The sequence below is a fragment of the Thiomonas sp. FB-Cd genome, assembly GCF_000733775.1.
Taxonomy (GTDB): domain Bacteria; phylum Pseudomonadota; class Gammaproteobacteria; order Burkholderiales; family Burkholderiaceae_C; genus Thiomonas_A.
Window position 1 is genome coordinate 1213408 of sequence record NZ_JPOE01000002.1, and the last position, 16006, is coordinate 1229413.

A 16006-nucleotide genomic window follows, 5' to 3' on the forward strand; every position below is an offset into this window, starting at 1 on the left:
GAGATCTCCCCCATGATTCGCTCCCTCTATATCGCCGCCACCGGTCTGCAGGCCCAGCAAACCAGCATGGATGTGATTTCCAACAATCTGGCTAACGTCAACACCACCGGCTTCAAGAGCGCCCGGACCGTCTTTCAGGACCTGCTCTATCAAAACCTGACACAACCCGGGGCGCAGTCATCACAGACGACCCAATACCCTTCAGGCTTGCAACTTGGCACGGGCGTGACCCCAATCGCCACCGAGCGGCTGATGACCGAGGGCAATCTGACCCAAACCGGCAACTCCCTCGACGTGGCCATCAACGGCCAGGGGTTCTTTCAGGTGCTGCAGCCCAATGGCACCATCGCCTACACCCGGGACGGAACCTTCCAGCTCAACAACCAAGGCCAACTTGTCACGTCCAACGGTTACCTGATACAGCCCACCGTCACGGTTCCTGCCAGCGCGCAGAGCGTCACCATTGGCAACGATGGCACGGTCTCCGTCACCCTGCCTGGTCAAGCGGCGCCGCAGCAGGTCGGCACCTTGCAGCTCGCCAGCTTCGTCAACCCCACAGGGCTGCAAAGCGTAGGCACCAACCTCTATCTGCAAACGGGCTCCTCCGGCAGCCCCAATACGGGTCAGCCCACACTCAATGGCTTGGGTTCGGTGCAACAGGGTTATCTCGAATCGTCGAACGTCAATGTGGTCTCTGCACTGGTGGACATGATCTCCACGCAGCGCGCTTACGAGATCAACAGCAAGGCAGTGCAGGCTTCGGACCAGATGCTGCAGTACGTCGAGCAAAACATCTGAGTTGGCGCCACCTATGCGCACCTGTGTCAACCCTGTTGTGGCATCGTTGCTGGCGCTGTTGCTCGGCGCTTGCGCCGCCATGCCCGATCACATGGCCGACGAGCACCTCAAGCCCTTGCCGGTTCCAGCAATGCCCGAGGCCATGAACGCGCACACGGCCAATGGCTCGATTTGGCAACCTGGAACGAATGTGACGTTGTTCGAGGACACGCGTGCCCACCGCGTGGGCGATCTGATCACGGTCTTGATCCAGGAAAACGCCAACGCCACGAAGTCCACCAACACCACCATCAACAAGTCCGACAGCGTGAGTGCCGGTCTCTCCAGCCTTTTCGGGGTTGCTCCGACGCTTGGCGCCTACAGCCCCAGCATTGGGGCCACCTCGGCACAGAAGTTCGGCGGGAACGGCGCCACCGCGCAAAGCAACACCTTCACCACAACCCTGCAAGCCACTGTGGTTCAGGTCATGAGCAACGGCAACCTGGAAATCTCCGGCCAGAAGGAAGTGATGCTCAATGGCGGACACGAATTCGTTCGCGTGGTGGGCGTCGTGCGCGCGGCTGACGTCTCGCCGCAAAACACCGTGTCGAGCACACAGATTGCCAATGCTCGCGTCGAATACAGCGGCAATGGCAGCGTCTACGCGGCGGCCAAAGTCCCTTGGTTGACCGGTTTCTTCCTCTCGCTATGGCCGTTCTGAACGACACTGACGCACTCGATCTCATGCAAACGCCCAACACACTGTCTCGCTCGCGCTCTGGGCGTTTGCACAAGCTGCTGCTTGCCCTGACCCTGCTTACTGCCAGCACGGCAGCCCAGGCCATGGCAATTCGCGACCTCACCAGCGTGCAGGGGGTGCGGGTCAACCAGCTCGTGGGCTATGGGCTGGTGGTGGGCCTTTCGGGCACTGGAGATCAGGCGACCCAGGTCCCTTTCACGACCCAATCGCTTCTCAACATGTTTCAACGTCTAGGCATCAATCTGCCGCCGAGCGTGGCGTCGAACCTGCAACCCAAGGACGTCGCCGCGGTCATCGTGACCGCGCAGCTCCCGCCATTCGCTCAACCTGGACAGACCATCAACGTCACGGTCTCGGCCGTTGGCAACGCCTCCAGCCTGGCTGGAGGGACCTTGCTGATGACGCCGCTCAAGGGCGCTGACAGCCAGACTTACGCGGTGGCGCAAGGCAATCTGGTGGTCAGCGGTTTTGGCGCTGCATCCGGCGGCAACAGCACACAGGTGAACTTTCTCACTGCAGGCACGGTGGCCAACGGAGCCACCGTGGAGCGCACCGTCGCCAATGGCTTCGACCAACCCGGGCCGCTCACCCTTGCACTCAATACACCGAGTTTCGGCACGGCAAGTCGTATTGCCGACCGCATCAACCAGCACTATGGCGCGAATACCGCCGTGGCATTGAACGCGGGCATGGTTCAGGTCAGCGCACCCGCCAATCCCGGTGCACGCACAGGTTTTCTGGGCAGTCTGGAGGCGCTCGACGTGTCGCCGGAAACCCCGCCAGCCAAAGTCGTGATCGATGCCCGCAGCGGGACCGTCGTGCTGGGTCAGAACGTCACGCTCGGCGCCTGTGCCGTGGCACACGGCAACCTCTCGGTGACGATCAACACCCAATATGAGGTGAGTCAGCCCAACCCACTTGGCGCGGGGCAAACCGCGGTGGTGCCGAAGACGAGTGTGACCGCCAAACAGGAAAAAGCCGACCTGCTGATGTTCAACCCGGGCGTGACCCTGGAGGCCGTGGTGCGCGCACTCAACGCCGTGGGCGCCACGCCCACCGACCTGATCGCGATCCTGCAGGCGATGAAGGCCGCCGGCGCGCTGCATGCGCAACTCGACGTGATCTGACCGTCGGCGACCCACGATGAAAACCCCGTCCCTGCCCATCGCCCCAGCGCTTCCTGCGGCTGTCGACAACAGCCTGTCCTTTCAAGGGCTGAACCAGTTGTCGGCAGCAGCCAAGGCGAATCCGCGCAATCCGGCGGCGATCAAGGCCGTGGCGCAACAGTTCGAGGCGCTTCTGGTGCAGCAGATGCTTGCAGCAATGAGCGCCACGAGCCTTGGCCCCGATATGCTCGGTGGCACTGCCGGCCCCATGTTCAAGTCGCTGTTTAACCAGCAGATCGCCACGACCATCAGCCAAGGTCAGGGCATCGGATTGGCCAGTTTCATCGCGAAGGAACTGGCCACGCGCTATGGCGGCAAGCCACATGACCCCTCGGCCGCAGCAACCGTCTCCCCGAAAGGCTCCGCAGTCCCCAAGAGCTTGGGCAGCCAGACGACCCCTGCAGCTTCAGGCATTGCAGGCTACCTCGCGCACCGTGGAGTCACTCCAGCGCCAGCAACGCCATCACACGCCACGGAAGGTGGTGAGCGGTCGGCGCTGCACAACAAGGCACAGGCCTTCATTCGATCCATCCTGCCGAGCGTGCAGCAGGCAGCAACGGCGTTGCAGGTCAGCCCAGTCGCCATTCCAGCGCCAGCGACGCCATCGCAAGCCACGGAAGGTGGCGAACCGTCGGCGCTAGCCAACAAGGCACAGGCCTTCATTCGATCCATCCTGCCGAGCGTGCAGCAGGCAGCAACGGCGTTGCAGGTCAGCCCAGTCGCCATTCTTGCGCAGGCCGCTCTGGAAACGGGCTGGGGCAGCCACGCGCCAGGCCATAATCTGTTTGGCATGAAGGCGTCGGCAGATTGGTCCGGGGCGTCACTGTCGAGGCTGACCAGCGAAGTTGCCCATGGCGTAACGCATCTCGGAAGCGCTGCGTTCCGTGCGTACCAGAGCGCAGCGGACAGCGTTCAGAGCTATACGCAGATGCTGCTGGGTTCGCCGCGCTACCAGAGCGTGCTCGGACATGGCAGCGATATTGCCGGATTTGCTGCGGCCTTGCAGCACGCCGGCTATGCGACTGATCCGCGGTACGCGAGCAAGCTGGTGGCCATGGCGCGAAGCCCCCTGATGCGCGACGCCCTATCGGCGTTGGGGCTCCAAGCGAACTAAAGTTCCGCCCCACCGTGCCGTTAAAGCCTTTAAACCGACCGCCCAAAGACGCAGCCCCATGACCACCACCGCCCTAATGGACGAATCCCGCCTGGTGGCTGCGCTCACTGACGTGCTGCGTCGCAAACGCCAGAACTTGTCGGACAGCGATTCGGCGCTGCCGGCGACTGCTGTGCCTGATGGCTCAGCCCCAGCGCCAGATTGGCTCAACCCAATCTGGCAACCGCTGCTTGATCGCCTGCAACCGTACGCGGCACACCGGCAGCAAGGCGACTGTGAGCCGCCATCTGCCGAACTCACAGCCCAGGTTCTGGCGCTGCGACACGAGTATGAAGGCCTGCAGCACACCCTGACCGTGTGGATCGCCGCGATCCAGCTTGCCATGGCCAAGGCCGCCCGGCAGCAGCCACCGCCGGTGTACGGCCCGGCTTCGAGCATGTCGTCGCCGCAGCGTCAGACCCTGGGCCGAGGTTGAAATGTCAGGCATCTCCGGATTGGTCACCAACTCCCTTACGGGCCTGCAGGCTGCGCAACAGGCCCTGCAAGTCACGGGCAACAACATTGCCAACGTCAACACGCCCGGCTATAGCCGCGAGCAGGTGATTCAGTCGACGCAACCGCCCTCATTGCTCGGTGGGCTGTACCTGGGCAATGGCACGCAGATTGATACCGTCGCACGCAGCTACAACAGCTACCTGCAGTCGCAGGTTTGGAGCACGACGGCCACGGCCAGCGGGGCCAACACCTTCAACACCCAGTTGCAGCCCCTCGTCAACCTTCTTGCTGGAACGAACGCTGGTCTGAGCACGTCCATTCAGCAATTTTTTGCAAGCGGCGTCGCTCAGGTCGCGGCCAACCCGTCCGATATTCCCTCGCGGCAAAACTTGATCAGCGAGGCCCAAAGTCTGGCGCAGACCTTCCAGGGCGCAGCACAGCAGTTGCAGGATGCGGCCACGGGCGTCAACCAGCAAATCGGCCAGAGCATCACCACAATCAATAGCCTGACGCAGCAGATTGCCCAGCTCAACGTGCAGATCAACAGCCTGTCAAGCGCGCAAAGCACTCCCAATTCCCTGCTTGACCAGCGCGACCAACTCATCACGCAACTGTCTGCGCAGGTTGGCGTGAGCGTGCTACCGCAAAGCGGCAATCAGGTCAGCGTGTTCACCGGTAACGGTCAGGTATTGGTGGCAGGCAGCCTCTCCTTTGCCCTCAAAACGGCGCCCAACGCCTACGACCCGTCACAAGCCGAGGTTGCCTACGCCGCCAACGGCGCGTTCATCTCGCAGGGGCTGCAGGGCGGCACTCTGGGCGGCGTGCTGCAGTTCCGCAGCCAGGTCCTTCAGCCTGCACAAAACGCGTTGGGACGCATCGCCGACGGATTGGCGCAAGCGATGAACACGCAGCAGGCGCAAGGACTTGATCTGAATGGGAAATTCGGCGCCGTCATGTTCCAGTCAGGCGCGGTTCAGGTGTTGGCAAATGCGGCCAACGCCGGTAGCGCGGTCATCAGCGGCAGCGTGGTCGACAGTAATGCGCTGACCACCGCCGACTATCAACTGAACTACAACGGCAGTAACTGGACGGCCACCAACCTGTCCACCGGCCAGCCCACCATAATCACGCCTGGAACCTCTGGCACCGCCACCACGCTGACCTTCGGCGGCGTGCAGGTCAACGTCAGCGGTGCGCAGGCGGGCAACACGTTCGAAGTGCTGCCCACGCGCTATGGCGCGCTGAACTTCCAGTCCACCCTCACCAACGCAGCGGGCGTCGCCGCGGCGTCACCCTACGTCAGCAGCGCCGGGCAGATGCAAGCTGGCGGTTTGGTCAATGCCAATCTTGGAAATCTCGCCTTGTCCGCCGGCCAATACAGCGCCACCAGCGGTAGTGCAAGCGTGGTGGTCAGCGGCGGCGTCAACGCACCGACAGCGCTGCAGATTACCCTGAACAGTGGTGGCACTAGCGGTGCTATCGGCTTTCAGGTGACGCAGCCCGGGTCGGCCACGGTGCTGGCAACGGGAAGCGTCACCCTGGGCAGCAGCGGAACCACGGTTGCCATTCCATATGCCACCAACACCCCACCCGGCGGCTTCTGGACGGTGAATCTCAGCGGCAGCACCGCCGTCTCGGGCGACGCCTTCACGCTCAGCCCGGCCAGCGGCGGCAACGGCGGCAACGCCCAAGCCATGGCGGCGCTGCAGACGGCCAAGACGCTGGGAGGCAGCAGCACGTCCATCGAGGGCGCGTATTCACAGCTTGTCAGCCAGGTGGCATCACAGGGCAATCAGGCACAAACTGCGCTCAGCGCCGCCACTGCCGTCAGCGCGCAGGCCGTCTCGTCGCAGCAATCCGTGTCCGGTGTCAACCTGGACCAGGAGGCGACGAATCTTATTCAATATCAGCAGGCCTACCAGGCGGCAGCCAAGGCCATCCAGGTCGGCAACAGCCTGTTCACCTCGCTGCTGCAAGCCGTGCAGTAAGGAGCCGCCGCCATGCGCATCAGCACCTCGCAGTTCTATGCCGCCAGTCTGACGGGCATTCTCAACCAGCAGAGCACGCTCAGCACCTTGAGCGCGGAGCTCTCCACGGGTAGCACGTTGGTCAACCCATCTGACCAGCCCGTGGCCGCCGCGCAAAACGTGACGCTGACCGGGCAGATCAACCGGTTGGCAACCTACACGCAGAACGGCCAGAACGCCCAAAATGCGTTGCAGCTCGAAAGCTCCACGGTGCAGAGCGTGGGCACTCTGGTCGATCAGGTGCGGCAGCTCGCCGTGCAGATGAACAACGGTACGGTGAGTTCGCAAGACCTGCAAAACGCTGCATCCACCATGCAGGGCTATGCGCAGCAGCTCGCCCAATACGCCAACACGCAGGACGGGCAAGGGAACTACATTTTCGCCGGGAGCAAAAGCGGCACGCAGCCATTCAATATCCAGAGCAACGGTTCTGTGCAATACCAAGGGGATGGTGGGCAAAACCAGCTGGCCCTGGGGCCCAGCCTGCAGACCGCGATCGGTGACCCTGGTAGCGCCGTGTTCATGAACGCGCGCGCAGGCAATGGCACCTTCAGTGTCGGAGCGTCCGCAGCCAATACTGGCGGCGCGACCGCTGGCCCGGGCACGGTCAACAACACCGCGCTGGCCCAGCAGATCCTGCAAGTGAACGGCACGCAGTATCAGATCTCGTTCAGTGGTAGCGGCAACACCATGAGCTACGCAGTGACCAGCGGCAGCGGCGGTGTGTTCTCTTCTGGCGTTGTCAGCAGCGGCGCCTTCACCGCCGGCATGAGCATCGGCTTACCCACTAGCGCAAGCCCGGCCATCACCGTGCCCATCGTCGGCACGCCATCGAACGGCGATACGTTTACTGTGGGCGCCGCCAAGCTGCAAAGCCTGTTCGAGACGTTCCAGTCTCTGGCGCAGGCCTTTACTGCATCGGCACAAGCCTCCGGCTCGAACGCGCAGCGCGCCCAGTCCATCAGCAATGCCTTGGCCACCCTCGACCAGAGCCAGACCAATCTGCTCAGCACGCAAGCCAACATTGGCAGCCGCCTGCAACAGATTCAGGCCGTGCAGACGCAAAACTCCAGTCTGACGCTGCAACTGCAAACCCAGCAGAGCCAGCTCACCAGCATCAACTACCCACAAGTCATCACCGACTACCAGTCCAGCCTCACTGCCCTCCAGGCCGCACAGAAGGCGTTCACGCAGGTGCAGGGGCTGAGCTTGTTCCAATACCTATGACGCTTGGTTACTCCTTCCTTTCCAAAAACACAAACCCGCATGACCCAACAGAGCAAGCCACCGTCATACGTGCCACGCCGTGGTTTCATCTGGGAAGAATTGTCGGAACCAAACAGGGCCGACCTAAAGGGGCAATACCACGACCACCCGAGACCGGAGGTTTTCGAACTACGTAAGCATATACCGCGACTAGTCCTCGATGTCGGCTGTGCCACCGGTGCGACGGGTGCGCTCATCAAGACTCTTTGTCCTGATTGCCGTGTGATTGGCGTCGAGCTTAACGAAAACGCTGCGGAGATCGCTAGATCGCGCGTTGACCTGGTCATCGATCGACCAGTGGAGCAGATCGATCTGGCATCCTATGGCATCAGCGCGCACAGCATCGACACTGTCATTTTGGCCGATGTCCTGGAGCATATGTACGACCCGTGGAATTTCATGCTCAAGCTCAGGGCATGGATCACACCCGACGCGCAAATTCTGGTGAGCGTGCCGAACATCAAAAACCTCGCTCTGATCAACGATCTGGCCAGCGGTTTGTTCCCTTACGCGCGAGAAGGCTTGCTGGATGTCACGCACATCCGGTTTTTCACACGCATGGAGATCACCAAACTACTCAAGGAAACAGGCTTTGTTGCTGAGCGCTGGGGAAGGACCGCAGATGGACGACTACAGAACTGGGCTCCACAGGCCGGCGCGGACCGCGTAGAAACCGAAAAGATCATTCTTAAAAATCTCTCACCTCAAGATCTCGACGATCTGCGTACCCTTCAGTTCCTGATTTTGGCAACGCCTGTCACTGACGCTGAAATGCTGGCCATGCGGCCACAGCTCGTTCCAACGTCAGCAACCACCTCTGCCGTGCTCCCGCCTTGGCTTCCACAGAGCCGCTGGGCACCTAAAGAGAAGACTTGGGCGGATGAAGCGCTGTGCGAGTGGAGCGCGTCCGATATTGCTGCGCCCTCCGCCGCCCTCGCCCTGCTCTCCCACTCAAGCCTGTCCACGGAAACTACTGTCGTCAGCCTTCAGGCCCAGTGGTTCGGCAGCACGTTTCACGCCATTACAGCGCAAACGGATACTGCCGCTCTTCTTACCACGGCTAATCGCACTCTGGTAGCCAGCAAGGCCGACTGGTTCGGCCTCATCGACGCCGGCGACCAACTCGCCCCCGACGCGCTGTTTCGCATCACCCACGCGCTACGTCGCCACCCCGAGTGGCAGATCGTCTACACCGACGAGGACAATCTCACCGCCGACGGCCAGCACGTCAACCCGCATTTCAAGCCCGATTTCAGCCTCGACTATCTGCGCAGTTTGCCCTATGTCGGGGGACTCTTGCTGATTCGACGCGATCTTTTTGAAACGCTCAGCGGTTTCGACCCACAGGCCGAGGGCGCCGAAGATTACGATTTGCTACTACGCGCTTGGGAGCACTTGCACGCCCATGGCCTTGGCGACGCCTGCATCGGCCATGTACCCGAAGTTCTCTATCACAGACTGCAGGGCTCGGGGCACACGCAAAAGTCGGTGCCCGAGATTCTGGAAGCCGGACAGTCGGCGCTTCAGCGCCACTTCGAGCGACTGGGCGTCGCGGCGCAAGTGCAGGCAGGCCCCTTTCCGCCAGCGTTCCGCGTGCGCTGGCCGCTGCCCGAGGTGCGCCCGCTGGTCTCCGTCATCATTCCGACGCGTGACCAGTTTCCGCTATTGCAACGATGCATTGAATCGCTGATCGAAAAAACCAAATATCCAGCTTACGAAATCCTGATCGTCGACAACGACAGCCAGACACCGGAGGCACGCAACTACCTGGCCGCCATCGAGGCCAAGGAGGCTGAGCTTGGCGAGCGCCTGCGCATCATTCGCCAGCCGGGACCATTCAATTTCTCGGCAATGAACAACGCCGCCGCGGGTGCCGCGCGCGGGGAATACCTGCTGCTTCTCAACAACGACACGGCAGCGCTGCACGACGACTGGCTCGATGAGATGATGGGCTACGCCGTGCGACCCGACGTGGGCATCGTCGGCGCCAAGCTGCTCTACCCGGACGGCAAGATTCAACATGCGGGCGTGATTCTCGGCATGCGAGGCCCTGCCGAGCACCCCTTCATCAGCCGCCCGCCTGAAGACCGCGGTTACTTCGGCCGCGCCCAGTTGACGCAGAACTATTCCGCCGTCACCGGCGCCTGCCTGCTCGTACGCAAGAGCGTGTTTGAACAGGTTGGCGGACTGGACGAAGGTGACTTCAAGGTGTCGTACAACGACATCGACTTGTGCCTGAAGGTGCGCGAGGCTGGCCTGCGCATTGTCTGGACGCCTTACGCCCTGCTGATGCATGAAGGCTCAGCCAGCCAGAAGGGCCAGATTGAAGGCAAGCCGGACGAAGCCAAGCTCAAGCGCTTCGCCGCCGAAAAGGACGCGATGTACGCGAAGTGGTTGCCCAAGCTTGCTTTTGATCCCGCGTACAACCGGCACCTGAGTCTGGCCAGCACGGAGTTCCTGCTCGAAGATCAGCCGCCGCTGTCGTGGGATCCGGCATGGCGACCGCGCCCGCGCATCCTCGTGCACCCGGCCGATCGCGAAGGCTGCGGCGAATACCGCATCATCGCGCCGATGCGCGCGCTCAACCGCGCCGGGCTCACACAGGGCTGGGAGACCATGCGCCTTTATGAGCCCGCAGAAATGGAGCGCATGCAGCCTGAGAGCCTTGTGGTGCAGCGTCAGATGGAGTGGCCGCAGATCGAGGCACTGGAGCGCCACGCCCGTACCAGCAAAGCTTTGCGCGTGTTCGAGATCGATGACCTCATCACCAATCTTCCGCACAAAAGCGTGCACAAGAGCAGCATCTACAAGGACATCGCCAAGCGCTTCCGCAAGGCGGCGGGCCTGTGCAACCGCCTGGTAGTGGCGACCGAGCCGCTGGCCAAAGCCTACGCCCATTTCACCGACGAAGTCATTGTGCAGCCCAACTATCTTGAGGCTGCGCGCTGGGGACATCTGCAGCCCGCACGCGCCGAGCGCAGCAAGCCGCGCGTCGGCTGGGCAGGCGGCATCGGCCATACCGGCGACCTCGAACTCATCGTGGACATGGTGCGCGATACGGCCACTGAGGTGGACTGGGTCTTCTTTGGTCTTTGTCCGGATCAATTGAAGCCGCTCGTGAAAGAATTTCACCCCGGGGTCCCGCTTGACCAATACCCGGTCAAGCTCGCGGCTCTCGACCTCGACCTCGCCGTCGCACCCCTGGAGGACAACGCCTTCAACGAGGCCAAGAGTCACCTGCGCCTTTTGGAGTACGGCATCCTGGGCTACCCGGTCATCTGCTCAGACCTCACCCCGTACCAAGGGGACTTCCCAGTCATCCGTGTAGCCAACCGCTACCGGGACTGGACCCGTGCGCTGCGAGACGCCATTGCGGACTGGCAGGCCCTGCGCGCGCAAGGCGATGCCCTGCGTGCCAAGGTTCTTGCCCACTGGATGATGGAAGATCACCTTGATCGGTGGCTCGCCGCATGGACGGCCTGAAGTGTTCAACGACGACTGCGACGATGCGCTGCACGGCCTGTGCCGCCCGTCGTGCAGGACTTGATAGCATCAAGGCCACTGTTGACGTAACCCAACCGAAGCTGCCGACCGCTTATGCAAACTCAGCCTGACACGCAACGACCAGATACCCCGGCCACTGTCGCCTCACCCGAAACCGACGGCTATACGTACATTGCACGCCAGCCGCTTGTTGACCGCAAGCAACAGATCATTGGCTATGAACTCCTCTCACGCGTTTCGGCCACAGCCACCGAAGCGCCGACGACGCACACGCGTGCGTCCGACACGGCGTTCTTGTTCAACGCCCTGTCAAACATCACCACGGAAAACCTGTTCGGCGACAAGCTCGCCTTCATCAACGTGCGTCTGGAGGATCTGAACGGCGAGCATTTTGAAATCGTCTACCCCGAGCGCATCGTGCTCGAGTTACCCCGCGCCGCGGGCGACGATGCTGCCATCATCGCTGACGCCGTACCGAAGATGCAGGCTCTGCGCGAGCGCGGGTTTCGCTTGGCGGCGGGCGTGTTCGCCATCACCGCGCCCTACGCCGCATGGCTGCCGCTGCTTGCATTCCTGGAGGTGGACGTCAAGGCGCTTCCCGCAGGGGTGCTTCCCGCGCTCATGCGTAAGCTGGGATCGTCGCCCAACCTCAAGCTCATCGCCGAAAAGGTGGAAACGCTCGAAGCCTTTCGCGAATTTCACGACGCGGGCTTTCATCTTTTCCAGGGTTACTACTTCGCACGCCCGCAGACCGTCAGCGCAAAGGTGCTGAACCCCGCGTTTTCGACCGTGCTGCAACTTGTCGACCTGGTGAACAAACAGGCCGAAATCCCCCGCATCGAAGAGGTTCTCAAGCGCGACCCGGCGCTGTCGTTCAAGCTGCTTCGCTACATCAATTCCTCCGGTTTCGGGCTGATGTCGGAGGTCACCTCGTTCCGCCACGCGGTGATGATGCTTGGTTACAAGAAGCTGTTTCGCTGGCTCGTCCTTCTGATGGCCACCACCCCCGGCAACAGCGCCGCATCCGCGATGGCCCGCAATGCCATCACACGCGGGCGCATGATGGAACTGCTCACCGCTGGCACGTTGTCGGATGCCGACATCGATAACGCCTTCGTCGTCGGCGTTTTTTCCATGCTCGACGTCATGCTTGGCGTGCCGCTGGACAAGGCCCTGGAGGAAATCTCGCTTGCCGAACCCATCACCCTGGCCCTCAAGCACCATCAGGGGACGTTCGGGCCCTATCTGCAAATCGTCAAGGCCTGTGAGCAAGATACCTGGGAGGATGTGGATTTGCACATTGCCCTGCTGGGCATGCAGCGCAGGCAGGTCGCCATTGCCCACCTTGAAGCCCTGGCCTGGGCTGAAAGTATTGGCATCTGAGCCCCTTTTTGACCCTTCTGAGCTCGAATGCGCATGCGCGAGGTTGCTCACAGTCTGTTCAAAGACGAATTCCGGCTGACCACACAGCAAAAAGCCGAACGTGTGCTCACCCGCATCGCCCTTGAGCGCGAGGCCTTGGCGATCATCCCAAGCGAGCATGCGGAGGAATTCACATCGCTTGTGCTGCACATCGACCGCGCCGAAAACCAGTTGATCATTGATGATCTCAACCCCGCGCATGGCAATCGCCGGGTGGCCGAAGGTCAACCTTTCTTCTGTCTTGGCCGATCGGACGGGGTCTATGTCGGATTCCAGAGCCACCTGCTCAAGACGACCCACTGGGAAGGGTATGGCGCGCTGTGCATTGCCTATCCCGACACAACGTATTACCTCCAGCGCCGCAGCTACTACCGCGTGACAGTCAGTGCGGGCGACGTCAACCATGTTGAGGTCCAACGGCGTGGCGCACGCTCCCTCAAAGGACAGTGCCACGATATCAGCGGCAGCGGCATGCGCATCCTTGTGGAGGTGCCCACGGATTTTTCCCTGACCGAAGGTGAGTACATCCCACTCGTGCGCTTCGAACTTGATGGCATCGAACTCGCCAGCGAGGCCCAGATCCGCTCGATTGGCCCTTTGCGCAGCGCTAAAGTCCGGCAGCCGATGCGGACCGTTGGCGTCCAGTTCCTGAATATGACTGCGGCATTCGAGAGGCGCGTGACGAACTATGTTCAGCGCCGCGATCGCGAACTATTGCGCGACGCCAAGCGCTGACCCGCTATCGGTGGCATCGCCTGCAACCAATGCGGCACGCTGCGTTACCCCGCCTTCGCGCGCGCACTCGATATGCACGATCCGCGCCAACCAGGCGGCGCTTTGCGCCCGGCCGGAAGGGCCGGTCCAGTAGCCCGTACCGGTAACCTGCTCGGGCTCGAATACTTCCTGCACGAAGCTGGCGCGCCTCGCGTCAAACAGGATGGGCGCCAAACGGTGAACCCTCAGCGTGTCCTCTGGACGCTGTGGCACGATGACGAGCACGCAAGGCTCCGTGTCCCCGTCCGCGCGCGCGCGGCTTGCAGGCGGATATCTCAGACCGAAACAATCGGCTCCGGCGATGAGAAAAGCCAAGTCCGGCTCCTCAAGAGATTGCATCCAGAGAAACGGCCCCTGCCCTTCATGCTGCAGCAACGCGAAGCTGTGCAGTGTCTCGAACCCTGGCATGGGTCCTGCGCAGGTCCAGCGCTGTGCCGCGGCGATGCGCAGCGGTCCGAATCGGGTGAGGGACGTCATCACGTTGGGTTTCGGGTTATGTTGCGCCAGCTAGGGCAAGGGTTGCACGCCCCGCTGCAGCCAGGAGTCGAGCGCACCCTGGTCGGGCGCGGTGGCCTGCTGGTTGAGGTCAATGACCATCTTATACAGCTCTTCACGCAGGATGCGAAGCTCCTTGGGCCCTTCGATACCCAGCCTGACCTTGCCGCCACCGACCTGAACAACAACGATGCGAATGTCCTGACCGATGAGGATGGCTTCGCCAGCATGACGGCTCAGGATCAGCATTGGGCAGGACCGGGTCAGGCGCTGCCCAAGGGCTTGGCCGCCTGCTGCGTGGCGAGCGAGTGTCCCGCCGGCCCGTACACTCCCGCTGCGGTGTCAGCGCTAATCCCTCGCAGGATGTCCAGGGCACCTTGGGTGTTGCGGATCAGTGCCGACACAATCATGCCATTGCGTTGGTTGGCCTGCACGACAGCGCGCCCGAGCTCCTGAATCTTGCGCATCCGGTCAGCCTCTTCGACCGGCATGGCCGCGCTGCGCTGGCCAACGCGCTCCAGCCGCTGCTGCTCGAGAGCACTGAGTTCGGCGAAGACGTCCATCTTGCCAGCCGCCAAGCCGTGGAGATTCTCCACGTCACCTGCGAGCAAGGCTTCAAGCTCAGTCTGGAGCATCTGCTGGAGCCTGCCCAGCAAATCCTGTTGGGCAAGCAAGATCCGGTCAAACGCTTCGGGTTCCGACATGATGACGACTGGACAGCGCCTGCGGGATGGCTCGGGGCCGTGGCATTAACCGCCTGTCGTTGCCTTCAGCAGCGCTTGACTATCCTGCACCAGGCCCTTGGCGATCTTCTGCGGATCGACCGTGTATTGACCTGACGCGATGGCCGCCTTAAGGGCATTGATACGCTGATTAGACACGCCGGAAGTGGTCATGGTGCTCGCGGTATTAAGCAGGCGCGCCGAATTGGAAATGGACACCATATCGCCTCCCGCTTGCACCCCGGCTGCTCCGGCGCCTGAAGACTTGGATGCCCCGACTCCACCCCGTTTGACGCCAAGGTCGGCTTTCTGCGTGCTCCCGCTGGTCGAAGTGGTAATGGAATTCTGAATGGGATTCATCGCTGATATTCTCTTAGAAAAACGCCGGATCGTCGCAGGTTTCCTTGCACCACCGAGTGCGGGCAGATCGCCTCTTTATCGCGTACCTATGCCGCTTACACTCGGATTGACGGCACAATTTCACGAAACTTGAGCATAGTGCACAAAAAGTCGATGTGCACGCCATGCGCCTCCAGTCAATGCCCCCCAGCCACAGGCAACCCTGCGGGGGCTTGAATCTGCGGCCGCACCTGCGCCGCTGTACTGGCGGTCTGTTCGGCGCCCTGGTCGCTCACGATACGCGCGTAGGCCTGTTTGGACAAGACCACGATACTCACACGCCGGTTGAGCGACGAGTCGGGATTGTGGAGGTCGAAGGGCGCCGCCGACCCCATGCCGACCACGCGCAGCACCTTGAACTCATCCAGGCCTGATTGCACAAGAACCTGGCGCACCACGTTTGCGCGGTCAGCCGACAGGTTGTAATTACTGTAACCTTTGCCTTGGTTCTGATAACTCAGCGCGTCCGTATGCCCCGTGATGCTGATGTGGTTCGGCAACTGGTTGAGGGTTGGCGCAATATCCTGAAAGATAGTGCGGGCATAGGCCTCGAGATCGGCACCGCCTAAGGCGAACATCGGACGCTTGTCACTGTCAACCACCTGGATGCGCAGGCCTTCGCGGGTGATGTCAATCAGCAGTTGCGAGCGAAAGGCGCTGAGTTGCGGATTCGCCTCGATCTGCGACTCCAACGCCTTTTTCAAGGCCTCGAGATTTTGCTTGTCAACCTGCTCGTCGCGCACCTGCGTGGCATTGGGCGCGACAGTCTTGCCAGGGGTGGCGCCATTGCGCACTTGCCCGACGGTGCGCGTGAGATCGGTGCCCCCGCCCTGAATGACGGAGGTGGCCGAGCCGGCGCCGGAGCCGCCTTCGAGCGAAACCTTTTCAGGATTCTGGAAATACTCGGCAATCCCCTGCAATTGGGCCTTGGTTGTGGAACCCAGAAGCCACATCAACAGGAAAAACGCCATCATCGCCGTGACAAAGTCCGCGTAGGCGATCTTCCAGGCGGCGCCATGCCCGCCCCCACTGATTTTTTTGATCTTCTTGATGACGATCGGCTGGGGCTTCGTGTCGGCCACGGC

15 protein-coding genes are annotated in these 16006 nt (G+C 61.8%); 10 read left to right on the forward strand and 5 right to left on the reverse strand.

The window, feature by feature from the left end; all coding sequences use genetic code 11:
• The first annotated feature begins 12 nt into the window (after positions 1–12).
• From flgG to CD04_RS0105970, 10 genes are all read left to right on the forward strand, one after another.
• Positions 13–798, forward strand: a complete 786-nt coding sequence (flgG, locus tag CD04_RS0105925; protein WP_031404989.1) for a flagellar basal-body rod protein FlgG — start codon at positions 13–15, stop codon at positions 796–798.
• A 13-nt stretch (positions 799–811) separates the two neighbouring features.
• The gene (locus tag CD04_RS0105930; RefSeq protein WP_031404991.1) at positions 812–1498 is read left to right on the forward strand and encodes a flagellar basal body L-ring protein FlgH; all 687 of its coding nucleotides are present in this window, start codon (positions 812–814) and stop codon (positions 1496–1498) included.
• A 23-nt stretch (positions 1499–1521) separates the two neighbouring features.
• Entirely contained in the window at positions 1522–2664 is a 1143-nt protein-coding gene (locus tag CD04_RS0105935; RefSeq protein ID WP_031404993.1) for a flagellar basal body P-ring protein FlgI, read from the forward strand.
• A 16-nt stretch (positions 2665–2680) separates the two neighbouring features.
• Complete coding sequence (locus CD04_RS0105940) at positions 2681–3817, forward strand: glucosaminidase domain-containing protein (RefSeq protein ID WP_031404995.1); 1137 nt, start codon at positions 2681–2683, stop codon at positions 3815–3817.
• A 58-nt stretch (positions 3818–3875) separates the two neighbouring features.
• Positions 3876–4292: a hypothetical protein gene (locus tag CD04_RS0105945; RefSeq protein ID WP_031404997.1), complete on the forward strand. Its 417-nt coding sequence runs from the start codon at positions 3876–3878 to the stop codon at positions 4290–4292.
• Between the two features lies 1 nt (position 4293).
• Complete coding sequence (flgK, locus tag CD04_RS0105950; protein ID WP_031404999.1) at positions 4294–6300, forward strand: flagellar hook-associated protein FlgK; 2007 nt, start codon at positions 4294–4296, stop codon at positions 6298–6300.
• A gap of 12 nt (positions 6301–6312) precedes the next feature.
• Positions 6313–7566, forward strand: coding sequence for a flagellar hook-associated protein FlgL (gene flgL, locus CD04_RS0105955; RefSeq protein ID WP_031405001.1), 1254 nt, complete (start codon positions 6313–6315; stop codon positions 7564–7566).
• 39 nt (positions 7567–7605) lie between these two features.
• Positions 7606–11088, forward strand: a complete 3483-nt coding sequence (locus tag CD04_RS23025; protein ID WP_081857822.1) for a glycosyltransferase — start codon at positions 7606–7608, stop codon at positions 11086–11088.
• 114 nt (positions 11089–11202) lie between these two features.
• Positions 11203–12492 (forward strand): EAL and HDOD domain-containing protein, encoded by a 1290-nt coding sequence (locus tag CD04_RS0105965; protein WP_031405005.1) that lies wholly within the window; start codon positions 11203–11205, stop codon positions 12490–12492.
• Between the two features lie 33 nt (positions 12493–12525).
• Complete coding sequence (locus CD04_RS0105970) at positions 12526–13266, forward strand: flagellar brake protein (RefSeq protein ID WP_031405008.1); 741 nt, start codon at positions 12526–12528, stop codon at positions 13264–13266.
• Here the strand turns inward: CD04_RS0105970 and fliW are convergent.
• The 5 genes from fliW to motB form a co-directional block, all read right to left on the reverse strand.
• The gene (gene fliW / locus CD04_RS0105975; RefSeq protein WP_156030120.1) at positions 13243–13782 is read right to left on the reverse strand and encodes a flagellar assembly protein FliW; all 540 of its coding nucleotides are present in this window, start codon (positions 13780–13782) and stop codon (positions 13243–13245) included. The genes CD04_RS0105970 and fliW overlap by 24 nt on opposite strands.
• 30 nt (positions 13783–13812) lie before the next feature.
• A complete protein-coding gene (gene csrA / locus CD04_RS0105980) occupies positions 13813–14049 on the reverse strand; it encodes a carbon storage regulator CsrA (protein WP_031405012.1) in 237 nt (78 codons plus the stop codon).
• Between the two features lie 14 nt (positions 14050–14063).
• Entirely contained in the window at positions 14064–14504 is a 441-nt protein-coding gene (locus CD04_RS22500) for a flagella synthesis protein FlgN (RefSeq protein WP_031405014.1), read from the reverse strand.
• 45 nt (positions 14505–14549) lie between these two features.
• Positions 14550–14882 (reverse strand): flagellar biosynthesis anti-sigma factor FlgM, encoded by a 333-nt coding sequence (flgM, locus tag CD04_RS0105990; protein WP_031405016.1) that lies wholly within the window; start codon positions 14880–14882, stop codon positions 14550–14552.
• A gap of 176 nt (positions 14883–15058) precedes the next feature.
• Entirely contained in the window at positions 15059–16003 is a 945-nt protein-coding gene (gene motB / locus CD04_RS0105995) for a flagellar motor protein MotB (protein ID WP_031405018.1), read from the reverse strand.
• Positions 16004–16006 lie beyond the last annotated feature (3 nt).